The 21,971-nt window shown below is 52.6% G+C and carries 22 protein-coding genes; 4 read left to right on the top strand and 18 right to left on the bottom strand.

Going from position 1 to position 21,971, the window contains the following annotated elements; genetic code table 11:
• Positions 1-35: 35 nt before the first annotated feature.
• From J4G78_RS14010 to coxB, 10 genes are all read right to left on the bottom strand, one after another.
• Complete coding sequence (locus J4G78_RS14010) at positions 36-920, bottom strand: class I SAM-dependent methyltransferase (protein ID WP_243457104.1); 885 nt, start codon at positions 918-920, stop codon at positions 36-38.
• Positions 913-2,328: a threonine synthase gene (thrC, locus tag J4G78_RS14005; RefSeq protein ID WP_207990732.1), complete on the bottom strand. Its 1,416-nt coding sequence runs from the start codon at positions 2,326-2,328 to the stop codon at positions 913-915. Before thrC ends, J4G78_RS14010 begins: the two co-directional genes overlap by 8 nt.
• A 42-nt stretch (positions 2,329-2,370) precedes the next feature.
• Positions 2,371-2,961, bottom strand: a complete 591-nt coding sequence (locus J4G78_RS14000) for an SURF1 family protein (protein WP_207987141.1) — start codon at positions 2,959-2,961, stop codon at positions 2,371-2,373.
• The gene (locus tag J4G78_RS13995) at positions 2,958-3,350 is read right to left on the bottom strand and encodes a DUF983 domain-containing protein (RefSeq protein WP_207987140.1); all 393 of its coding nucleotides are present in this window, start codon (positions 3,348-3,350) and stop codon (positions 2,958-2,960) included. The genes J4G78_RS14000 and J4G78_RS13995 overlap by 4 nt, the downstream gene beginning before the upstream one ends.
• Before the next feature lie 9 nt (positions 3,351-3,359).
• Positions 3,360-4,229: a cytochrome c oxidase subunit 3 gene (locus J4G78_RS13990; protein ID WP_207987139.1), complete on the bottom strand. Its 870-nt coding sequence runs from the start codon at positions 4,227-4,229 to the stop codon at positions 3,360-3,362.
• A gap of 34 nt (positions 4,230-4,263) precedes the next feature.
• The gene (locus J4G78_RS13985) at positions 4,264-4,854 is read right to left on the bottom strand and encodes a cytochrome c oxidase assembly protein (RefSeq protein ID WP_207987138.1); all 591 of its coding nucleotides are present in this window, start codon (positions 4,852-4,854) and stop codon (positions 4,264-4,266) included.
• Entirely contained in the window at positions 4,851-5,015 is a 165-nt protein-coding gene (locus J4G78_RS13980) for a hypothetical protein (RefSeq protein WP_207990873.1), read from the bottom strand. Before J4G78_RS13980 ends, J4G78_RS13985 begins: the two co-directional genes overlap by 4 nt.
• Positions 5,012-5,917, bottom strand: coding sequence for a heme o synthase (locus tag J4G78_RS13975; RefSeq protein ID WP_207987137.1), 906 nt, complete (start codon positions 5,915-5,917; stop codon positions 5,012-5,014). The genes J4G78_RS13980 and J4G78_RS13975 overlap by 4 nt, the downstream gene beginning before the upstream one ends.
• 88 nt (positions 5,918-6,005) lie before the next feature.
• Positions 6,006-7,658, bottom strand: a complete 1,653-nt coding sequence (ctaD, locus tag J4G78_RS13970) for a cytochrome c oxidase subunit I (protein WP_207987136.1) — start codon at positions 7,656-7,658, stop codon at positions 6,006-6,008.
• 14 nt (positions 7,659-7,672) lie between these two features.
• Positions 7,673-8,725, bottom strand: a complete 1,053-nt coding sequence (gene coxB, locus J4G78_RS13965; RefSeq protein WP_375140371.1) for a cytochrome c oxidase subunit II — start codon at positions 8,723-8,725, stop codon at positions 7,673-7,675.
• Between the two features lie 256 nt (positions 8,726-8,981).
• On the opposite strand from coxB, the gene pyrE reads away from it, so the two are divergent.
• From pyrE to lepB, 4 genes are read left to right on the top strand one after another with little or no spacing between them, the layout of a single operon-like run.
• Positions 8,982-9,563: an orotate phosphoribosyltransferase gene (gene pyrE / locus J4G78_RS13960; protein ID WP_207987134.1), complete on the top strand. Its 582-nt coding sequence runs from the start codon at positions 8,982-8,984 to the stop codon at positions 9,561-9,563.
• A complete protein-coding gene (locus tag J4G78_RS13955; protein WP_207987133.1) occupies positions 9,560-10,309 on the top strand; it encodes a pyridoxine 5'-phosphate synthase in 750 nt (249 codons plus the stop codon). Before pyrE ends, J4G78_RS13955 begins: the two co-directional genes overlap by 4 nt.
• Positions 10,306-10,710, top strand: coding sequence for a holo-ACP synthase (gene acpS, locus J4G78_RS13950; RefSeq protein WP_207987132.1), 405 nt, complete (start codon positions 10,306-10,308; stop codon positions 10,708-10,710). Before J4G78_RS13955 ends, acpS begins: the two co-directional genes overlap by 4 nt.
• Before the next feature lie 40 nt (positions 10,711-10,750).
• A complete protein-coding gene (gene lepB / locus J4G78_RS13945; RefSeq protein ID WP_207987131.1) occupies positions 10,751-11,620 on the top strand; it encodes a signal peptidase I in 870 nt (289 codons plus the stop codon).
• A gap of 10 nt (positions 11,621-11,630) precedes the next feature.
• Here the strand turns inward: lepB and argC are convergent, their stop codons facing one another.
• From argC to J4G78_RS13905, 8 genes are all read right to left on the bottom strand, one after another.
• A complete protein-coding gene (gene argC / locus J4G78_RS13940; RefSeq protein ID WP_207987130.1) occupies positions 11,631-12,563 on the bottom strand; it encodes an N-acetyl-gamma-glutamyl-phosphate reductase in 933 nt (310 codons plus the stop codon).
• A 9-nt stretch (positions 12,564-12,572) separates the two neighbouring features.
• A complete protein-coding gene (locus tag J4G78_RS13935) occupies positions 12,573-13,511 on the bottom strand; it encodes a C40 family peptidase (protein WP_207987129.1) in 939 nt (312 codons plus the stop codon).
• A 128-nt stretch (positions 13,512-13,639) separates the two neighbouring features.
• Positions 13,640-15,061: a leucyl aminopeptidase family protein gene (locus tag J4G78_RS13930; RefSeq protein WP_207987128.1), complete on the bottom strand. Its 1,422-nt coding sequence runs from the start codon at positions 15,059-15,061 to the stop codon at positions 13,640-13,642.
• 43 nt (positions 15,062-15,104) lie between these two features.
• Positions 15,105-16,616, bottom strand: coding sequence for a flavin-containing monooxygenase (locus J4G78_RS13925; protein ID WP_207987127.1), 1,512 nt, complete (start codon positions 16,614-16,616; stop codon positions 15,105-15,107).
• 132 nt (positions 16,617-16,748) lie between these two features.
• Positions 16,749-18,287 carry a flavin-containing monooxygenase gene (locus J4G78_RS13920; protein ID WP_207987126.1) on the bottom strand — a complete coding sequence of 513 codons (1,539 nt, stop codon included), beginning with the start codon at positions 18,285-18,287 and terminating at the stop codon, positions 16,749-16,751.
• 145 nt (positions 18,288-18,432) lie between these two features.
• Positions 18,433-19,434, bottom strand: coding sequence for a hypothetical protein (locus J4G78_RS13915; protein ID WP_207987125.1), 1,002 nt, complete (start codon positions 19,432-19,434; stop codon positions 18,433-18,435).
• 1 nt (position 19,435) lies between these two features.
• Positions 19,436-20,734, bottom strand: a complete 1,299-nt coding sequence (locus J4G78_RS13910; RefSeq protein WP_207987124.1) for an outer membrane beta-barrel protein — start codon at positions 20,732-20,734, stop codon at positions 19,436-19,438.
• A 53-nt stretch (positions 20,735-20,787) separates the two neighbouring features.
• Positions 20,788-21,918, bottom strand: coding sequence for a glycosyltransferase (locus J4G78_RS13905; RefSeq protein WP_207987123.1), 1,131 nt, complete (start codon positions 21,916-21,918; stop codon positions 20,788-20,790).
• Positions 21,919-21,971: the final 53 nt, after the last annotated feature.

Here is a 21,971-nt window from a genome sequence, read left to right as displayed (position 1 = left end):
TATTTGTTGGATTGCAAATGCATTTCTTGAGTGCTCTATTTGGACCAGCGCGCATATATTGCCGTCGGCAACAACAGGCCGCGCATCTCTTCGCGCACGGCAAGCTCGCCAACTTCAATGGTGCCGCCCAGATGGGCCAGTTTTTCCCTCAGCAACGAACCCAAAGCCAGCGCCGACATCCGCACCGCGTAAACGGTCAAGAACAGACATCGGCTGTTTTCGTCGAGTAGCTTCCCGCAATTTTCAATCAACGGCGCAAGGTCTTCCTCAAGCCGCCAAATCTCGCCATCTGGTCCTCGGCCATATTTGGGCGGATCCAATAGGATCGCATCATAGCGTCGCTCTCGCCTGACTTCGCGCGCGGCAAATTTCGCTGCATCGTCGATAATCCAGCGCACCGGGCGCTCCGACATACCCGACAAAGCCGCATTGTCACGCGCTGCTGATACGGATTTCTTGGAAGCATCGACATGAACAAGCTTCGCGCCCGCGGCCGATAGAGCCAGTGTACCCACACCCGTATAGCCAAAGAGATTCAATGCCTGAGCATCCTCTAACCCGGCCAAGTTCGACCGGATCCAGCGCCAGACCGGATCCATGTCGGGAAAATAGGCAAGATGACGAAAGGGCGTGCATTGCGCGGTGAATGTCACTTCTTCCCAACTGAGCGGCCAGCCTTCTTTCGGTACGGGCCGGCTGAAATGCCAGCGCCCGCCGCCATCATCATCTGAAGCTGGAATAAACTCGCCATCGGCCTGCCATTCATCGCGTGCAGGCGACCACATTGCCTGTGGTTCGGGGCGAATGAAATGATAGTTGCCATAGCGTTCCAGCTTGCGGCCATTACCACTGTCAATCAAAGCATAATCGCTGCGCGGATCACTGATCATTACACCGGGATTTTTTTCAGCATCACCCATTGGCAGGTGTCGCTCTTGAGGTGACAAAAGCCTTCACCGCATCATAGTCACCGGGTAGCTTGTCACAGGCTTCTTCACGGTCGAACAAATCGCCTATCCGGCGTGGCAAAGCCGGGCGACTGCCGGTTGCCCGCTCGACTGCATCCCGGAACTTAGCAGGATGAGCAGTGGCCAAGGTCACTATCGGCACGGAAGGATCAACGTCAGCTGAACGTGCCGCTGACAACCCGATAGCTGTGTGCGGATCAATCACCTGCCCTGCCGCCTCTTGCGCCTGACTCATCGCCAATGCCATACTTTCGGCATCGACACGTTCGCTGGAGAAAATCGAAGCGGCTTTAGCCAACATTTCTGGCGCTATCTGCATATCACGCGTTTCTTCAAATGCCTTCATCCTGGCCGCTGTCTTTGCGCCGTCCCGACCTTCAAGATCGAACAACAATCGTTCAAAATTACTGCTGATCTGAATATCCATAGATGGCGCGGCGGTTGCTGTGACAGTTCCAGCAGAATAATCGCCGTTACTTAGGGCGCGATGAAGAATATCATTGACGTTGGTAGCGACGATAAGCCGCTCAATTGGCAGTCCCATTTGTGCCGCCACATAGCCGGCAAAGACATCACCAAAATTACCAGTGGGAACCGAAAAAGCTACTTTTCGATGAGGCGCACCCAATTGCGAGGCAGCATAGAAATAATAAACAATCTGCGCCATCAACCTTGCCCAGTTGATCGAGTTGACCGCTGAAATGGCAAATCGGTCCGTCACCTCCGGGTCAGCGAACATCCGCTTGACCATCGCCTGTGCATCGTCAAAGCTGCCGTCCATCGCGATATTGTGGACATTCGGCGCCAAGACGGTGGTCATTTGGCGCCGCTGAACATCCGATATCCGTCCATCGGGATGCAGCATGAAGATATCGACTTTTTCGCGCCCGGCTAATGCATCAATGGCCGCTGAGCCCGTATCACCGGAGGTCGCTCCGACAACAGTCAGATGCTTGTCCTGCCGCGCCAGAAAAGTCTCAAAAAGCAAACCGAGCAGTTGCAATGCGACATCCTTGAACGCCAAAGTCGGACCGTGAAACAATTCGAGCAACCAATGCTGGCCATCCAATTGCACCAATGGCGTCACGGCCTTATGTGCAAAGCGCCCATAGGCTTGCTCACATAAGTCGCGTAACTCATCCTCTGTGAGAACATCCCCTATAAACGGCCGCATCACACGAACTGCTATTTCAGAATATGGCAGCCCTGCCATATCAGCGATCTCTGCCGACGTCAGTTTAGGCCAATGTGTTGGCACGTAAAGCCCACCATCGCCAGCCAGTCCAGCTAGAGTTACCTGTTCAAAATTTAGTGGCTCGGCGTCCCCTGAACCACTGGCGCGAGTTGAGATATATTCCATGATGGCCAGCGGGTTAGCGGCCTCGTTCTCATAGAGCAAGTTTTAAGCTTTATCGGCCGTCTTGTTGCGTCCGCGCAGAGCCAGAAAATAGATGATCAAAGCTATCCCGGCGAACAGAAACCATTGCACTGCATAGGCCATATGATTGTTCGGAATGTCGTCTGTCGAGGGTTCCTGGCTCTTTAATAAGCCTGCAACAGGTTCACTAGCCACCAAACGCAAAATATTCTGACTGTCGGGAGCAATTATCCCATCCACCGCGCCGCCGCTCCAATCCGGATTCTCGGATGACTGGGACCAGCCCGCAACAACTTGCGCGCCAGGTCCTTCGCCGCCTGACGTTTTGCAATGCGCGATATGAGCCCATCCCGACTGACCATTTGCATTGCGGCCACTGACGGCGCGCCAAGTCAGGACTTCCAGGCAATTGACTGACGACCGCCGAAAATACGGAGGATTATCTTCAACGGGTACCGAAGGGTAGCTGATGGCAGGCTGATCGCTCGCCGCTCGATAGGTAGACAGCAGTTCATTTTTCCACTCGGCGCGCTGCAATTGCCAGATACCAAGCCCTATCATTGTGGCGACTGCGGCCAGAACAACCATAGTTACGAAAATCGGTAGACGTGTCATCGGTCGCCACCATCGTCAATACTGCCCTCGCGGGCCTGATTGCGATGCTCCAATATCAGCAATATCGCCTTGGATACCCGTAAAGCTCCTACGACCGCGCCGATAGTCAGCGGAAACCACAAAATCGCATGAAGCCACATAGGCGGCTGGTAGTTCAGTTCGATAATCAGAGCGAGAGCCAGTACCAAGCCACCAACGATCAATGTCAAAAAGGCCGCTGGACCATCGCCAACATTATATTTTTCATAGTCCAGGCCACAAGCGCGGCATTTTTCAGAAAAAGCCGTTACGCTGCGGAACAAAGTTTTTTGCCCGCAATTGGGACAGAGGCCAAAAAGGGCAGCTGGAATGAGCTCCGGCTGCCCTTTTGAATTTTCCGATCCTGTCAAAAGACTGCCCTAATGAACCGGTGCGCCCCAGCCGCCCCATACGTAAACAGCAAGAAACAAGAACAACCATACGACATCGACAAAATGCCAATACCAAGCAGCGGCTTCGAAGCCGAAATGCTGCTTTGGCGTGAAGTGGCCTTTATAGGCACGCGCCAAACAGACAATCAGGAAGATTGTGCCGACAAGGACGTGGAAGCCATGGAAGCCCGTCGCCATATAAAAGGCGCTGCTATAGTTTAATCCAGCGAATGGGAACGGTGCAATGCTATATTCGTAAGCCTGAATTGCGCTAAACACCACACCAAGAATGATCGTCAGCCACAGGCCAGTAATCAAGCCCTTTCGATTGCCGTGAATCAGCGAATGATGCGCCCAAGTAACAGTCGTACCAGAGCACAATAAAATCAGCGTGTTGAGCAGCGGCAGTTCGAAAGCATTCAACACCTCAATACCTTTGGGCGGCCATTGCATAAGCGCTTCGGCGCCTTCCTGACCGATCATATTGGTTGCGATACCGTCTGCGAAATCAATCGGTTGCGGAAATAGGGAATAGTCAAACCATGCCCAAAACCAGCCGACGAAGAACATGACTTCTGACGCTATAAAAAGGATCATGCCGTAGCGAAGGTGCAATTGCACCACTGGCGTATGATCACCTGCATGCGCTTCTTTCACCACATTCGCCCACCAGGTGAAAAAGGTTAGACCAACAAGGCCAACGCCAATCGCAAACACAAGAGAACCGAAAGAGCCGAAAACATCAGGGTGCATCCACATGATACCACCAAAGGCCATGACCAATGCGGACATGGAACCAATAAACGGCCAGATGTCTGGCGGCAAAATATGATAATCGTGGTTCTTGGCTCCAGCCATGGTGTTATTCCCCAGGTTCTATTCGTTACTGTTCTTAGCTATCGCTCTTTGCGGGGTCTACCGCAATGCCGTCTTTCGAGCGATAAAATGTGTAGCTCAATGTGATTTCTTCAATGTCGCGCGTTTCCGGATCATCCATGATCGCCGGATCAACATAATAGAGCACAGGCATCCGCATCGTTTGTCCTGGCTTCAAGAGCTGCTCGGTAAAGCAGAAACACTGAACTTTATGAAAATATTTTCCCGCTTGCAGGGGAGTGACATTAAATGTTGCCGTACCAACCACTGGCTCATCCGATTTGTTGGTTGCGATATATATGGCCATGTCGCGCGCGCCAATACTGACACGATCCACGGCCTGTTCAGGCTTAAACGCCCACGGTAGAGCGGAATTGACATTGGAGTCAAAGCGGACGGACATTACCCGTGATGTGGCTTGCACGGTGGCTGCTTGCGCTTCACCTACGCGCTGTGTCGTTCCACCATATCCGGTCACACGACAAAAAATCTCGTATAGCGGTACCGCTGCATAACCCATACCCAACATGGCAAGGCCCATTGCCCCTGCCATCATAGCGCTGCGACGGTTCTTGCTCGATAAATCTCTAGCTTGTGCATGGCTCATGATACCGCACCATTTATCTTAACGAAGGTGATCAGATAAAATAACACGACCAGAAAAAAGAGCAACCCGGCCATGATGGCGGCACGGTGCTTTTGCTTCGCCTGATAGGCTTTCTGGTCTTCGGGCGACATAGTCGTTTTATTCGTGTCAATCTCGCTCATGCAAAAATTATCCTGTCCGCCACTAGCGCGCCGAATAGAGTGAATAGATAGAGAATGGAGAAGCTGAACAAATGTTTCTCAGCCTTCATGGCTGCGGGATTGTCTGTCTTGCTCAAACCAACACGGAAGGACAAGAAGGTGAAAGCTAAATTCAGCGCTATTGCCGTTACGCCATAGATAGGGCCGGTCATATTAAGCGCATAAGGTGCAATGGCACAGGCAGCGAGGATAAGGCTATAGCCAGCAATTTGCCGCCGTGTCGATTGCCTGCCTGCGACCACCGGCATCATCGGTACACCCGCCTTGGAATAGTCGCTGTTTACAAATAGAGCCAACGCCCAAAAATGTGGTGGCGTCCAGAAAAATATAATTGCAAAAAGCAAGAGCGGCGTGATTGTTACATCACCTGTCACCGCTGCCCATCCAATCATGGGTGGGAAAGCGCCTGCAGCGCCGCCTATCACGATATTCTGGGGTGTGCTGCGTTTCAGCCAGATCGTGTAGATCACGGCGTAGAAGAATATCGCGAAAGCCAGTATCGCCGCGCTTAGCCAATTCACTGCAACACCCATCAGCAAGACCGAGAAGACCGACAATCCGACACCGAAATGCAAGGCGGTTTCGCGGTCCATCCGACCAGCAGGCAGCGGACGACTGGCAGTGCGTTTCATCACCGAATCAATATCATGTTCATACCATTGGTTGAGAGCGGCCGACGCCCCTGCTCCAAGGCTAATGGCCAATATGGCCGTAAAGCCAATCACCGGATGAATTGACCCGGGCGCCGCCAGCAAACCGCAAATGGCTGTGAAAATTACGAGCGACATAACGCGCGGCTTGGTCAACGCAAACAGATCCTGTGCGCTGGCCAGCTTGTGAGGTGATGTCGAAGCGATAGTCATATCTGTATAAAAATCTCAAGTCGTCTTGATGGCTGTCTGCCCGGCACCTTAAGGCTACCGGGCAAACTAGTTCCGTTGTTTTGCCCGATTATTTAATCTGAGGCAGCGTCTCAAACTGGTGGAACGGCGGCGGGCTGGACAAAGTCCATTCCAGCGTCGTTGCGCCTTCGCCCCAGTAATTGGCCTCTGCTTTGCGGCCAGCAATAAATGCCCAGGCGATGTTGATGAAGAAGATCAACACACCTACCGCCATAATCGCATAGCCAATGGACGCGACTTCATTCCAATAAGCAAATTGTTCAGGATAATCGGGATAACGGCGCGGCATGCTCTGGTTACCCAAGAAGTGCATGGGGAAGAACAACACGTTTACGCCAATGAAGAAAATCCAGAAATGCAGTTGACCAAGCAACTCACTATACATCCGGCCCGACATTTTCGGGAACCAGTAATAGAAGCCCGCAAAGATCGAGAAGACTGCACCCAACGACAACACATAGTGGAAGTGAGCAACAACATAATAGGTATCGTGCAGGTTATCGTCGATACCACCATTGGCCAGCACAACACCCGTCACACCGCCAACGGTGAACATGAAGATGAAACCCAACGCCCAAACCATGGGAGTTTTGAAGGTCATCGACCCGCCCCACATGGTCGCGATCCAAGAGAAAATCTTAATGCCCGTCGGTACCGCAATCACCATTGTCGCCGCGGTAAAGTACATTTTCACGTTAACCGACATACCCGTGGTGAACATGTGGTGTGCCCAAACGACAAATCCGACCACGCCAATCGCAACCATTGCATATGCCATGCCAAGATAACCGAAAATTGGTTTCCGCGAGAAGGTTGAGATAATGTGGCTGATCATGCCGAAACCGGGCAGGATCATAATATAAACCTCTGGGTGACCGAAGAACCAGAACAGATGCTGGTACAAGACTGGATCACCGCCGCCAGAAGCGTCGAAGAAAGTCGTGCCAAAGTTACGATCAGTCAATAGCATCGTAATCGCCGCGGCCAGCACAGGAAGTGCGAGAAGCAGCAGAAATGCGGTTACCAATACCGACCAAACGAATAGCGGCATTTTATGCAAGGTCATACCCGGCGCACGCATGTTCAAAATGGTGGTGATAAAGTTCACCGCGCCCAAAATCGAGCTAGCGCCTGCCAAATGGAGCGAGAGAATTGCCATATCCACTGCAGGTCCAACCGAACCAGAGGTCGATAGCGGCGCGTAGACCGTCCAACCGGTGCCCGCACCGTCACCAGTACCGCCAGGCACAAAAGCCGAGCCGAGAAGCAGCAGAAATGCGGGAATAAGCAACCAGAAACTGACATTGTTCATCCGCGGGAAGGCCATATCTGGCGCGCCGATCATTAGCGGCACAAACCAGTTACCAAAACCGCCGATCATGGCGGGCATAACCATGAAGAAAACCATGATGAGGCCGTGCGCCGTGATCAACACATTCCATAAGTGAAGCGCTTCATCAGCAGAAGCTCCCGAACCCACCCAGCTTGTGAGATACTGGATGCCCGGCTCAGCCAGCTCCATCCGCATCATCCCCGAAATTGCACCGCCGATAATACCGGCAATAATAGCGAAAATCAGATAAAGCGTACCGATATCTTTATGGTTGGTCGACATGAACCAACGTTGGAAAAAGGCCGGCTTGTGATCCGCATCATGTGCGTGATCGTCCAAAATCTGGCCATCTGCTGCAATAGTTGTCATCGCTTGCTTATCCCTTAGTTCGCAGCGGCGGCTGCATCGGCAGGCGCGCCTTCTGTTGTCGTTTCATCTGATGCAGTTTCCGCAGCGGCTTCTTCAGCAACCTCATCATCGCTTTCAGCTTCCGCTGCATCATCCCCTTTTACGGTCCCGCCATTAGCACGCACCCAGTCGTTAAATTTATCTTCTGGCAGCACTTCTACGGTGATCGGCATAAACCCATGCCGTGCTCCGCAAAGCTCTGAGCACTGGCCATAATAAACGCCAACCTCATCGATCTGCAGCACTTTCTCGTTAATCCGTCCAGGAACGGCATCAAGCTTGAACCAAGCGGCCGGAATGGCGAAGCTGTGAATGACGTCAGCGCCAGTAATCAACATTTTTACAGGCTTACCGACGGGAATAACCATCCGGTTATCTACGGCGAGCTGGAATGGTTCCCCGCGCGCTTTTGCCTCATCTTCGGGAAGCATGTTGGAGATAATTTCGAAATCACCGTTGTCAGGATAGCTGTAACCCCAATACCATTGGTAGCCCGTCACTTTTACCGTCAACGCATCCTCTGGTGCCGGCTCAAATTGCTTGGCGAGCAAGCTAATCGAAGGAACAGCGATAACCAAAAGGATCAAGACCGGCACAACGGTCCAGACAATCTCGATGAAAGTATTGTGTGTCGTTTTAGAAGGCTCTGGATTAGCCCCGCGACGAAACCGGATCATTACCCAAAAGAGCAAGACCAGAACGAACAGACAAATCGCAGTCATTATCGGCAACAATATGGCGTTATTAATCCATTTCGCTTCTTTTCCGGTCTCACTGACCTGAGGTTGAAAATCGATGCCCTTATCCACCGGCATGCCTACACCTTCAGTCGGCTTCATCGGGGTATAAAGCGCTGGATCAAGGCCAGATACAGGTGCCGCTTCCGCTGCCGGCGCTTCTGCATCGACACTGGCCGCAGCCGGCGCTGCTTCCGCTCCCGGTGCTGCGGGCAAGGCATCTTGTGCCATTGCCGCCGCTGGCGTGAGAATCAGGCCCAATGCCAGAATCCATGCTTTCACATAATGAATCATTACTTGCTCAACCTTATCTAAGCCCTAATTTTCGGTCGTTTTCAGTCCATAGACCGGTCAGACATTCTGGTAAATATGCCCATTCGGACATCAGCCCCATCAACCTGAAACATCCCGTTTGAGGCGGCTTATAAGCAGGGTTGTCGCAAGCCTCAAGCTACTCTACGCATATTTTTTAAGTTTTCGGGCTTTCATTAGAACCAAGATGAACCCATTTCACGATTTCACAACCAAGCAAGACGGAATAAAAATATTGACCGAGACCGAAATATTAGAGGAATTCCGCGCCAGTGACGCCCTTTTAGAGGGGCATTTCATATTGTCATCAGGTCGGCATAGCGCGCGATATCTGCAATGTGCGCGGGTGCTTATGGACCCAGCCCGAGCCGCCAGACTCACCAATGCACTTGTTGCAAAAATGCCGCCGGATATTCGCGATGCCATAGACATTGTTGTTTCTCCGGCAATGGGCGGTGTCATTGTTGGTCACGAAATGGGCAGAGCGCTGGGAACCGAGGCTATTTTTCTGGAACGACCTGAAGGCATTTTTGAACTGCGTAGAGGTTTCAGTCTCGAATCCGGTCAAAAAGTCTTGATGATGGAAGACGTTGTCACCACCGGCCTGTCTTCTCGCGAAGCCATCAAGGCCATTGGCGAAGCGGGTGGAGAGGTCGTTGCCGCAGGCGCTCTGGTTGATCGGTCAAACGGAGCTGCCAGCTTTGATGTACCTTTCTTTCCGTTAGTTACACTCGAAGTGCCCTCCTATGCCGATAACGAAGTGCCAGCAGAGCTCGCCGCTATACCGACGACAAAGCCCGGCAGCCGCAAGATATGAGTGAAACGTCTGATACAGGATCCCAGCATCTCAGACTGGGCGTCAATATTGACCATGTTGCCACCATCCGGAATGCCCGTGGCGGTGATCATCCGCAGCCCATAAAGGCGGCCACCATCGCAGCTGAAGCGGGCGCTGACGGCATTACTGCACATTTGCGGGAGGATAGGCGCCATATTCGCGATGATGACCTGATTGAGTTGATGGACACACTTTCTATACCGCTTAATCTCGAAATGGCGGCAACAGATGAAATGCTGGATATTGCCCTGCGTCATAAACCACATGCCGCCTGCATTGTGCCTGAAAAACGGGAAGAGCGCACTACCGAAGGCGGCCTGGATGCCGCGGGCCAGCATAACCAGCTGACAGATTTCGTTGGACAATTGCGTGACGCCAATATTCGGGTCAGCCTGTTTATCGAACCCGATCCCCGCCAGATCGAAGCCGCGATCCATCTCGGCGCGCCAGTGGTTGAATTTCACACTGGCCATTATGCCCATGTCACCGGGGCGGAACGCGAAAAAGAATTGCGCCGGATCAGCGACGCCGCCGCACTCGCCGCGAAAAATGGTATTGAACCCCATGCTGGTCACGGCCTGACATTTGATAACGTCGTGCCGATCGCCGCCATCCCTCAACTGGTCGAACTGAATATCGGCCATTTTCTGATCGGCGAAGCGATATTTGGCGGACTGGCCGGAAGTATCCAGCAGATGCGCGCGCTTATGGACGACGCGCGATGATTATCGGTCTTGGCTCAGATTTGTGTAATATAGAGCGCATTCAAAATTCGCTGGACCGGTTTGGCGAGCGCTTTGAAAATCGCGTCTTCACCGAAGTAGAGCGCGCAAAAGCGACCCGCAGACCTTATACAAAGGCTGGTACCTATGCGAAACGCTTTGCCGCAAAAGAAGCCTATTCCAAAGCGGTTGGAACCGGCTTTAAAGCGGGTGTTTATATGAAGGATATCGGTGTCGTAAACGCCAAAAGCGGTGCACCGACATTGGCCCTTACCGGCGGTGCGAAAAAACGGCTCGACGCGCTGACTCCGGCGGGATATGATGCAATCGTTCATCTGACGCTCACGGACGATCATCCATGGGCACAAGCATTCGTCATTATCGAAGCGATACCCTCAACCTAGCAATAAACACGGGTACGACAAAAGAAGAAGAAAACAGAATATGACGTTAGAAAAGGCGGATGATCAAGCGATCAAATCGAAAGATTCTAAAAAAGAGAAGACCGATTGGGCGGGCGAAGCGAAAAGCATAGGCCTGTTGCTGCTTGCCGTCCTGGCCTTTCATAGCCTTGTTGCCAAACCTTTTTATATTCCGTCTGTTTCGATGATGCCCGGGCTATTGGTTGGCGATCGCCTGATCGTTAGCAAATATGCCTATGGTTGGTCATGGGCATCTCCCACATTTCATGTCTTGCCACGCATGGAGGGACGGCTTTTCGGATCTTTGCCCGAACGCGGTGACATAGTGATCCTTACGCCAAAGGATCAGAGCAGCGACTATATCAAAAGGGTTATTGGCCTGCCAGGCGACACGCTCGAACTGCGCGGCGGGCAAGTTTTCCTGAACGGCGTAGCGGTCGAGCAGGAAGCCCAGCCTGACTTACAATTGCCGATCGACGCCAATGCCCCTTGCGGCAGCCGCGAATTTCCCGGACTGCGGGGCACCAATGCGGCCGGCGACGCAATTTGCTCCCTACCGATTGTGCGCGAAACGCTGCCTAACGGAGTGAGTTACGATATTATCGATTTGGGTCCGCAAATGACCGATGACGTTGAACCGGTAATCATACCAGAGGGATTTGTTTACCTGCTGGGTGATAACCGTGATCTCTCCGCCGATAGCCGGGTCGCTAGCCCGCTCGGCTTAAATGGCACAATACCCTGGGAAAATATCGGCGGCCGCGCCGAGTTTATCACGTTCTCGCTGGATGGCACGACCAGTCTCAATCCAATCAGCTGGTTTACGTCCTTCCGCAGTGGCCGGGCAGGAACCAGTTTACGCCCTGATCGCGACGACAGCGCTGCTGAATAGGATGATGGGTTTAAAGGCGAAGGCCAAGCGTCTCGTCCAAGCCCGCCATGATATTGAGATCCTGTACGGTGCTCCCAGCCGCGCCCTTGCCGAGATTATCAAGCTTTGCAATCAGACGAACCTGGTCACCACTATCATTGGCAAAAACAAACAGGTCCAGCCGGTCCGTCGCCGCACCATTTTCATTTAACAGCAATTCACTAACACCTTTGCCTTCACGCGCGCGGACAATAGCCGAACCGTCATAGTGATGTTGCAACATGTTCAACAAGTCGCTGGCTTTTGCATCACAGCCCATGGCAGCAAGATTAAGCGGCACATCGACAATCATGCCGCGATAGGCGCGAACAACCGATGGCGCGAAAATAACGTCGTGGGTCAAGCCAGCATGGCGCTTCATCTCCGGCATGTGCTTGTGTTGAAGGTTTAAACCATAGCTACGAAACCCGATGTCCGATTCCTGCTCAAACCGCTCGATCAGTGCTTTGCCGCCGCCGGAATAGCCCGATACCGCATTGACCGCATAAGGCCAGTCTGCTGGCAACAAACCACCTGCAATGAGAGGAGCGACCAGTCCGAGAAATCCGGTCGGATAACAGCCGGGATTGGATACGAATCTTGCATTCGCAATGCGCGCTCGCTGACCGTCTCTAAATTCGGCAAAGCCATAGACCCAGTCGGCCGCCGTCCGATGCGCAGAGGACGCGTCGATGACCCGCGTGTGGTCATTTTCTATAAGCGACACCGCTTCTTTGGCGGCATCGTCCGGCAAGCACAGTATCACAAAATCGCTATCGTTAATCGCTTCGCGACGAGCCTCGGCGTCCTTGCGCTTATTCTCGGGTAAACGCGCAAGGTCAAATTCCACCCGCGATCCTAACCGGTCGGCAATTTCAAGGCCAGTGGTCCCGGCTGCGCCGTCAATAAAAACACTATATGGCATGGCCGTTCTTCAACCGAGCCGCTTACGTGCCAGAACTGGTTGCACGACATCATCATCAAAGCGAGCGATCACATCGTCCAACGGCTCAACCGCTACGCGCATCCAATGGATATTGGCATGAATAATCCGGTCGCTATCTGCCATGATTCCCACATGATCGGGGAAAAAGACAATATCGCCGCGCTTCAATTGTTCATCAGCCGTGATCTCGGTTCCCACCGCCTTCAACTGCTGATCGGCGTCCCGTGGTGCCGATTGCCCGGTCAGACCAAGCACCATCTGGATCAGCCCGGAGCAATCCAAACCATCACCACTGCGGCCGCCCCACAAATAAGGTGCACCGATGAGCTGTTCTGCAAAATCTACAGCGCTGTTCGTGCCATCAAAAACCCGCTTTGCGCCAATTTTCTGCACATGGCGAACATGAACATAACCCTTACCGGATTTTAAGAAGTTACCGCATTCGCTGGATTCACCGCACGCCAGTTTCGAACCCATAGGCAAGCGCTTGATGACACCGGCTTTAACATCTGGCTCGATGAATATTAAAGCCGCTCGCGCTGAAATCAGATGGGTAGGCTGCGCCGTCTTCCGTTGATGCTGCAAAGCGTGCACCGGCAAATACCCAACATAGCCATCATGGTCACAAAAACCCCAAGCCCAATCGCCGACGACGTCGAGCAGATGGAAGTCTTCGCCATGCAACAACTCGGATACCGCTTCGTGATCCTTGCCGCCTTGCTTGCGGATCATCGCCTTTGGTGCGGCACAGCGCATCGGCAGCGCCTCGGCATAATGCGGCGCGAACAATTTTCCGGCCAGAGCAATATCCGCCAGGTCACCGCGATGCGCGGTTGTCCGCGGATCGAAATCCTCTTCGGGACCATGCAGCGAAAATTTCGCGCGTGCGGACTGATCTCCGGCTTCTATGTCCCCGACAATGTTCATTTGTTCTTATATACCCCATTTACAGCTTGCGCCAAAATCGCAAAAACGCCGCGCTTTGTGACAAAGCTGTGACAACAGCCGCCCTTAACCGAGAATCTACCCGTTGATCAAGCAGCGACTGCGGCAGCTTATTTGCAATAGCGCGCCTTCAGATAATCCCAGCTTGCGCGCAAACCTAGCGCTTCCCCGCCTTTTGGTCGTCCAGCCTTGCTTGCTGGCCGCCAGGCATAGGTATCGAAATGCGCCCAAGGGATATCGTCAGGCACGAACTTCTTGAGGAACAATGCCGCCGTTATACAACCTGCAAAAGAACCAACAGCAACATTGTTGGTATCGGCAACCGGGCTGTTGAGGCGATATTCATAGCGTGACCACAGCGGCATACGCCATAACGGGTCGTCCTGTTGGTTGCCACTGTCCAGCAGACCCGCTGCCATATCTTCATCGCTGCAGAACATCGCTGGCAAGTCCGGACCCAAGGCAACCCGGGCAGCACCCGTAAGTGTGGCAAAATCTATAATCAGTTCCGGTTCTTCTTCACCGGCCAAGGTTAGCGCGTCACCGAGTACCAAGCGCCCCTCCGCGTCGGTATTGCCAATTTCCACCGTTAATCCTTTGCGACTTTGTAGAATGTCGCCGGGGCGCAGCGCATGACCATCGACAGAGTTTTCAACTGCAGGAACCAGCAAATGAAGCTGAACGGGAAGCTTTGCCTCCATGATCAACTTGGCCAAAGCGATCGCATGAGCGGCACCCCCCATATCTTTTTTCATGATTAGCATGCCAGCTGGCGACTTCATCGAAAGACCGCCGCTATCAAAGGTGACGCCTTTGCCGACAATCGCGATTTTGGGAGCATCGGCCTTGCCCCACTTCAGTTCGATCAGCCGCGGCGCGTGATCCCGCATCGCCGCTTTGCCGACACCGTGAATCATCGGAAAATTCTTTTCAAGCGTATCACCGCGGGTGACTTTCAGGTCGGCGCCATGCGCTTCGGAGAGCTTTTCAGCGATATCCTCAAGCTTATCGGGGCCCATATCAGCCGCCGGCGTATTGACCATATCGCGCACCAAAGCCGTCGCTTCGGCTTGCCTCACTGCTTCGTCAACCTTGCCGATTTCATCTTTGACAAGCAAAACACTCGGCCCCTGGCGATCCGGTAATTCCTTGTATTGATCAAACTCATGCTGGGGAATCAGCCAGCCAAAAAGTGCGTCTTTGGCGCTGGCGTCCGCCAACCTATATTTGCCTTCTGGCAATTTTCCGCCGAGTTTTGCCAAGGCCCAAGGATCGAGTCTTTTATGATTGTTGACACCTGCAACAACCGTGAAGTCGCCTTGTTCTGAGTCTTTATCCTTACCTTTGCCGCTGGTGACGGGCAGGATCAGATAAGATTCCGGATTAGCAACGAATTTATAGGCCTTCACTATATTGCGAATGCTATCTGGCTGCTCTTTCAACCAGTCTTCAAAAATAGTCACATCCAATATCTGGATGGTCCGGGCGGCTTGGCCTTTGTCGGCCTCTATCAATGTCTTGAAGTCAGTCATCGCCACCCTATAGCGGCACTGTGGATTGAACGCGAGTGCCTAATCAGGCTGTAACGGGTTCGGTTTTCGGAGCCGATTCAGACTTTGTCACCGGCTTGCTTCCAGCCTTGGCAAAGACCATTACGCCATCGTCAACTGTCTTGTGGCGCAAATTGACAATGTCCTTCGCGTAATTCTGATTGAGCCGCCATGGCTTTTTCTGCCCCTGTTTGGGCAGGTCTGCGGCAGCACGCTCGATATAGCCAGACGAGAAATCGACAATAGTCTCGGGAATCAATTCATCCGCAGCGGTCGGATGGGGATAGGCAATCTGCACGCCCTTTTGGTCCATCTTGTTGATCAACCGGCAAATATATTCGCTGGTGAGGTCTGCCTTCAAGGTCCAACTGGCGTTTGTATAGCCAAAGGTCATGGCGAGGTTGGGCACATCTGAGAACATCACACCTTTGTAATTGAACCGCGTGCCGAAATGGACGGGCTCACCGTCAATCTCGAACTGCGCATGACCACCCGACACCAATTTCAAACCAGTGGCTGTGACAATGATATCCGCTTCCAGCTTCTCACCGGATTTCAGTAATATGCCATCTTCGACAAACTGCTGGATATGGTCGGTCACAATCGACGCTTTGCCGGATTTTAGCGATTGAAACAGGTCGCTATCCGGCACCAGACAGAGCCGTTGATCCCAGGGATTGTAGCTGGGCGTAAAATGTTTCATCTCGACGCCCTTGCCCATTTCCTCACGGACCATTTTCAGCAGCGTCTTTTTGAACCCTTCCGGCTTGCTGCGCGCCAGATTGAAGGTGAACAGCTGGTAGAGCACATTGCGCCAACGCGTGACACCGTAAGCCCATTTGCTCGGCAAGAACTTGCGCATCGCAAGCGCGAATTTATCTTCAGCAGGCCGCGACACGATATAGGTTGGTGAACGTTGCAGCATAGTCACATGATCTGCCGTTTCGGCCATGGAAGGAATCAGTGTAACAGCGGTTGCGCCGCTACCAATCACGACTATTTTCTTGCCGGTATAGTCGAGATCTTCTGGCCATTCCTGCGGGTGGATAATAGGTCCGGCGAAATCATTCTGTCCCTTGAAATCCGGTTTATGCCCGCCCTCATAACTATAATAGCCAGAACACATGAAGAGGAAATTGCATTCTATCTCGCTAGTCGATCCATCGCCGTGAGACAGCGTCACCGTCCACCGCGCCGTTTCGCTAGACCATCTCGCATGCGTTACTTTCCGCTCGTAGCGGATGTGCTTTGCCAATCCATGTTCGTCCACCGTCTCTTGCAAATAATTGAGAATGGTAGGCGCGTCGGCAATTGCCTTGCGGGCTGTCCAGGGTTTGAAATTATAGCCCAGTGTATACATGTCGCTGTCTGAGCGTATGCCAGGATAGCGGAACAAATCCCAAGTTCCGCCAAGCCGTTCGCGGCCTTCAACAATGGCAAACTGTTTGCCGGGGCAGCGTTTGGTGAGGTGAACAGCGGCACCAATACCGGACAGGCCAGCACCGACGATGAGGACATCGAGGAATTCATTTTTCATGTAATCTATTTACTGACATTAGTGTCAATTGCAATGTTGTATTCCTGTGTAAGCTGGAATCTATCTCCCCAGGGCGCATCTGGTTGAAGCTGGGAGGAGACAAACCCCGGCCTGCACCCGGGCACGAGATTGCTATTCCGCTGCCTCAAGCTGCGGCTCATCGCCCGACACGGCTGCACTATTCGGTCCGTAAAACTGGATCACACCATCATCGACCGGCTCTTTAAGCAGGATTTTTTTATCAAACAGATAGTCCTGATTAAGCTTCCACGGCATCTTCGTGCTGTTGCGAGGAAGTTCGTTGATCGACCGTTTGATATAACCGGAGGAAAAGTCGAAAAGCTCCTCTTCTTCGACAGGCTCCGATAATACAGGATTGGCTATCCTCGTGCTGGTGGCGTCCATATGATTGAGGAGCCGGCAGGTATATTCCGACACAATATCCGCCTTGAGCGTCCAGGAAGCATTTAGATAACCGAACACGATCGCCATGTTCGGTATATCGGAGAACATACAACCTTTATAATAAAAATGATCGTGGAAATCGATGGACTCGCCGTCGACCTCGAAGGCTACTTTACCCGCCACGGCTAGCTTCAGCCCGGTTGCCGTTACTATGACGTCCGCTTCCAGTTTTTCGCCGGATTTGAGGATAATACCATCGGCAGTCACAGTATCAATATGGCCGGTTTTCACATCCGCTGCACCCGAACTGATCGCCTTGAACATATCACTGTCCGGGACCAAGCACAGACGTTGTTCCCACGGGCCATAGGGCGGCGTGTAGTCTTCCTTGTTATATTTATCGCCCAACTCTTTCTTAAGCGGTTTTTCGAGCTTTTTCACAATCTTTTCAGGCTTGTTCCGCGCCATATTAAAGGTCAAATCCTGCATCTTCACGTTTTTCCAGCGGATGATATTATAAGCCCACTGGTCCGGCATGATCTTACGCAAGAAGTTGGCGAGATGATCCCGCGCATCGCGGGCAAAATACCAGGTTGGCGTGCGTTGCAGCATGGTCACATGGGCCGCCTTTTCCGCCATCACCGGGACAATTGTCACAGCGGTCGCACCGCTGCCGATGATCACCACTTTTTTGCCGCTATATTCCAAATCCTTTGGCCAGAATTGTGGGTGTACGACATCACCTTTGAAAGTCTCTATGCCCGTAATCTGGGCGTCGTAGCCCTGATCATAATCATAATAGCCCGATCCCATGTAGAGAAAATTGGCGTACATGACCGCATGGCTACCGTCTGATTTTTCGGCGGTTACGGTCCAGCGAGCCGCTTCGCTCGACCAACTTGCCGACAGCACTTTGTGGCCAAAATGGATGTGTTTTTCCAGATCATGCTTCGCTTTGATTCGATGGAGATAGTTCATGATCGACGGACCATCGGCAATCGCCTTTTGCTCGGTCCATGGCTCAAATTTGAAACCTAGTGTATGCATGTCACTGTCCGACCGGATGCCGGGATATTGAAATAGGTTCCACGTCCCGCCAATCTCGTCACGGCGTTCAACTAGCGCAAAGCTCTTACTCGGACATTTGTCGCGCAGATGGACCGCCATTCCGATCCCGGAAATACCAGCCCCAACAATCAGAACGTCCACCGCTTCCATCGGCGTGTTTGAATCATTGCCGCTTTTTTCTCTTACCTGCGTAGCCATTTGCCGTCTCTCCCAGCTTTAGCGATACTATGCCATTCCTGGGACAAGGTTGCAAATGACAATTTAATCGCCCGATTAACCGCCAAGTCGGGGCAATTGTCGCCAGCGGATCGACATAAACAATCGACGATTCTGTCGCGCAAGATTATTCAGCGGTCTTTATATTCTGATCTTCCCGAGCCGGAACCCATGTTATATTAGGCTCGCTATTCTCTACGCGGAAAAGAGGCGCGCCCGGGGCGTCAATATCGGCGTTGCGGATTTCGATATTGGCTGGCGTATCATTATCGAACAAAAACACCGGCGCGTCATTACCCGAAGAAGAACGAACAATTGGCCGATCGATAACATATCTTGTGCTGCTGCCATGAAATGAAAAATGCGAAGGTCTACCAGAACCGCCGCGTGATCGCGGATCTTCACTGCGGCAATTTTCAACCTCACCGTCACCCCAAAAGCGAAAATTGCGCTTATTGTCCTTCGCAACACAATTGGTCAGCCGAACATCAGTCGATTTCAAGTCAAAACCGCCATCCGTGCTGCCGGTTGCAATACAATTAAGATATTGGATAGCCGTATTGCCGCGCTCGTCGGAAAAACCATCGCCATTCCAATAATCGCTGCTCGACCTGCCCCGTTCAGCAAAGCCATGGGCTTCACATCTCCGATAGATAATCGCTCTCGCTTCGTCATCGAGAACAAAGCCGGTACAATAACGTTCCGTATTTTCGCCCGCGCGCGCAATCACATCTTCAATCAACCCATCGCGCGATCGATAGCGGATGCGGGTCATGGCCCGGCGTATGTCGTCGCCCGTAATCCCGCGCAGCTTAAAGTTCGTTAGCGACGCCGGCTTCGACCGATCCGAGGCGGTGTTTTCCAGGAATCTGTATAGATTTCGCGCCTCTATTTGTTCCACCACCAACCCGTCGGTCGCGACATTGACTCGTATCCCGCCGTTCCCGAGATTGAGGAAACGTGAGTTGCGAATAGTAAGATCCGACTGTGCTCTAAGGCCTTCCCCCGTCCCATCACCTTGAAAAGTTCGACCATCTATGGTTGCGGCCTTTGCCGAGCGCGAGCATCCAATCAGCGACGCCAGAACCAGTGTCGAGATGACAGTGCGGCGGTCGAGATGAGTGGTCATGTCACATTCCTGCTATGGTGATGCCCGCCAGGAAACGGTGCCGGGAAAATTCACGCCCCGGGAAGGTGCCCGAAGCCTCTTGGTCGCGAAAATCATATTGTGCGTGAAGCGCATAGCGAGGGCTAAGCCGCCATTCCGCGCTCATTTTGGCACTAGCGATCGTATAGCGCCGGTCGATGTCTTGAAATTTGTTTCGTTCGTAACCGCCGCTGGCGCTGATGATCAGATTGCGAAGCAACTCATAATCAGCCGTCAGCGAAAAGGATGTTGCTACAAAGGCACCGGAACCTAGAGTAGAAGATTCTTCGACACCGCGATTGGCACGGGCAGTTAGTGTCACTAAAGGGGTCACGAAATATTCCAACTTGGCGCGGGCCGCAAACCCCTCCACATCCTCAAATCTGGCATCCTCAAAATCCTGCTCGAAATAGCCGATGCCAATTTCCGAACGAACGAGACTGCTTAGTTGAAAGCTCGTCCCCGCGGTAATCTCATATCCCTTAGAATCGCGGGATGGCGAGAATAGCGGCTGGGCCTTATAGTCTCGCTGATTGACGCTGCCGTTCACGAAGACGGATATATCGGGATTGATTGCAAATTCGGCCGCTAGGTCTGACGTCAAAATGGTGCGGTTGCGAAAATCCTGATCCACCGGCAGGTCGAGGCCATCACGGCCATCTTCATAATCACGCCTCTCTATGCCGACACGACCAGCAACGCGGAGCCGGTTAAAACTGCGCGCCGCCCCGACAAAGCCAGAGGCAAAGCGATATTGCACGGGTTCTTGGACATTAAGCGGAGAGGCGGGGTCCGTCCTGTCTTCCGTCCGCTGGCCGTTTCGGGTACCAGCGTAAATCTGACCTTCACGGTCGATATCGAACCGCCCACGCAAACCGAGTATGTAATCGGTCGTGCTCTGACTGTCTGTGCTAAGATATTGTCTGTGATCCACTTCCGCCGCGGTGGCAATATTGAAATTACCAAACTGCGTTGATGCGGCCACCTTAGGCCTGATCCGAATGATCAAGTCATCGCGGGCGTCACGTTCTGCGAAAATATTGCTGTTATATAAGCTGTCCACCTTAATACTCGGCATGATTTCTATTCCCGCATCCCGGTAAGGGACGGGATCAAAGGCAGGCTGAGGCCGTTCTTGCACGCTGAGAACATCAGGGCGTTGGAATTGCAGACTTTCGTCGCGGAAATCTTCAAGCACATCCGATTGCTGCGCGTGAACGGTGGCAGGCAGAGATGCGAATAAAAACACCGCAGCAGCGGAGCAGAGGCCAGGCTGACGCATATATGTTCAACTCCTTGCATAGCCCCAAGGTTGAACAGCAAGCTGGCAAGCAACTATGCCGTATGAAGACCCTGCTCTATCACGTGCCAGTAGCGCTGTGCCGCCTTTTCCGGTGTATAGTCTTTGGTGCGCGTCAAAGCGAGCCGGGCAAAGCGTTCACGGGCGTCATCCTCTTGTAAATAGCGCAAAGAATCGGCCATGGCGATAACATTGTTGCAAGGCACGAGGATTCCAAAATTCCCCAAAGTCATACTTTCAATCTTCAATGCAGCTTTGTCGGCCAGAATTTCGGATGGTCCCGATCTGCAATTGGTCGCCACCACAGCTATTCCTGTGCTCATTGCTTCAACCAAAGCGTTGGGAAAACCTTCGGCATTAGATGACAGTACAAAAAATTGCGCCCCGGCCAGTAAGGGAAACGGGTTCTGGACAAAGCCCGGCAAGATTATCCGTTCTTGCAAACCATGACTTGCAATTTGTCGTTCCAAATCGGTACGCAACGGACCATCGCCAATGATGATGAGTTTCCCGGTGATGGAGGAGGCCGCAAACGCATCTATCAACAGACTGAAATTCTTGTTCTCCACCAGCCGGCCCATTGCCATGATATAGGGCTCGTCAGGATGGGCGGGATATTTTTCCAACGCTTGCCGGGCAATATGAACAGTATCAACGGGGTTGGCGATGACGCTGATAATGTCGCTCGGTACTTCAAACCCATCACACAAGCTGTCAGCGACACCCTGAGACACGGCAATGACATGGGTAGCATTGCGATAAGAAAGTCTTACAAGGCCGCGGCTCAAACGCCCTGAAAGACCCGTGCCGAGATGCGCGCTCGTATTCACACGCTCGCTAATGATCCACGGCCTGCCCGTTCCAGCACGACTCGCCCAGTTGGCGACGTTTGAACGGGTTAGAAAACTTAGCGTCATTGCCGGTCGCAAAGATCGTTCCAGCGTCCGCAATTGCATAATCGATTGTAACAGCGTGCCGCGACAGTTGAGCTGGTGCAAAGTAACCCAGTCGGGTATCTCATAAGCCGCCGGCTCATCATCCAACAACGCCAGGGACATGTCATAGCGGTCGCGATAAACTTTGGAATGCAGCAGCAGCGCGGCCATCACCCGCTCTGCTCCGCCGCCGGTCAAGGAATTGATGATAAAGAGAATTTTTGGCCGCAAGAAATAGTGATCCCGATCAAGAAAGCCCACGTTCGCTATCAAATCCGACCAGT

The organism is Parasphingorhabdus cellanae (assembly GCF_017498565.1).
GTDB lineage: Bacteria > Pseudomonadota > Alphaproteobacteria > Sphingomonadales > Sphingomonadaceae > Parasphingorhabdus > Parasphingorhabdus cellanae.
Note: the sequence above shows the minus strand (reverse complement) of the source record. Positions and strands in the feature narration are given on the sequence as shown.

Bases quoted from the DNA above. Each gene is read 5' to 3' on its own strand.
- J4G78_RS14010 (WP_243457104.1), bottom strand. From the start codon at position 920: ATGGGTGATGCTGAAAAAAATCCCGGTGTAATGATCAGTGATCCGCGC.
- thrC (WP_207990732.1), bottom strand. From the start codon at position 2,328: ATGGAATATATCTCAACTCGCGCCAGTGGTTCAGGGGACGCCGAGCCA.
- J4G78_RS14000 (WP_207987141.1), bottom strand. From the start codon at position 2,961: ATGACACGTCTACCGATTTTCGTAACTATGGTTGTTCTGGCCGCAGTC.
- J4G78_RS13990 (WP_207987139.1), bottom strand. From the start codon at position 4,229: ATGGCTGGAGCCAAGAACCACGATTATCATATTTTGCCGCCAGACATC.
- J4G78_RS13985 (WP_207987138.1), bottom strand. From the start codon at position 4,854: ATGAGCCATGCACAAGCTAGAGATTTATCGAGCAAGAACCGTCGCAGC.
- J4G78_RS13980 (WP_207990873.1), bottom strand. From the start codon at position 5,015: ATGAGCGAGATTGACACGAATAAAACGACTATGTCGCCCGAAGACCAG.
- J4G78_RS13975 (WP_207987137.1), bottom strand. From the start codon at position 5,917: ATGACTATCGCTTCGACATCACCTCACAAGCTGGCCAGCGCACAGGAT.
- ctaD (WP_207987136.1), bottom strand. From the start codon at position 7,658: ATGACAACTATTGCAGCAGATGGCCAGATTTTGGACGATCACGCACAT.
- J4G78_RS13955 (WP_207987133.1), top strand. From the start codon at position 9,560: ATGAGTGAAACGTCTGATACAGGATCCCAGCATCTCAGACTGGGCGTC.
- acpS (WP_207987132.1), top strand. From the start codon at position 10,306: ATGATTATCGGTCTTGGCTCAGATTTGTGTAATATAGAGCGCATTCAA.
- lepB (WP_207987131.1), top strand. From the start codon at position 10,751: ATGACGTTAGAAAAGGCGGATGATCAAGCGATCAAATCGAAAGATTCT.
- argC (WP_207987130.1), bottom strand. From the start codon at position 12,563: ATGCCATATAGTGTTTTTATTGACGGCGCAGCCGGGACCACTGGCCTT.
- J4G78_RS13935 (WP_207987129.1), bottom strand. From the start codon at position 13,511: ATGAACATTGTCGGGGACATAGAAGCCGGAGATCAGTCCGCACGCGCG.
- J4G78_RS13930 (WP_207987128.1), bottom strand. From the start codon at position 15,061: ATGACTGACTTCAAGACATTGATAGAGGCCGACAAAGGCCAAGCCGCC.
- J4G78_RS13925 (WP_207987127.1), bottom strand. From the start codon at position 16,616: ATGAAAAATGAATTCCTCGATGTCCTCATCGTCGGTGCTGGCCTGTCC.
- J4G78_RS13920 (WP_207987126.1), bottom strand. From the start codon at position 18,287: ATGGCTACGCAGGTAAGAGAAAAAAGCGGCAATGATTCAAACACGCCG.
- J4G78_RS13915 (WP_207987125.1), bottom strand. From the start codon at position 19,434: ATGACCACTCATCTCGACCGCCGCACTGTCATCTCGACACTGGTTCTG.
- J4G78_RS13910 (WP_207987124.1), bottom strand. From the start codon at position 20,734: ATGCGTCAGCCTGGCCTCTGCTCCGCTGCTGCGGTGTTTTTATTCGCA.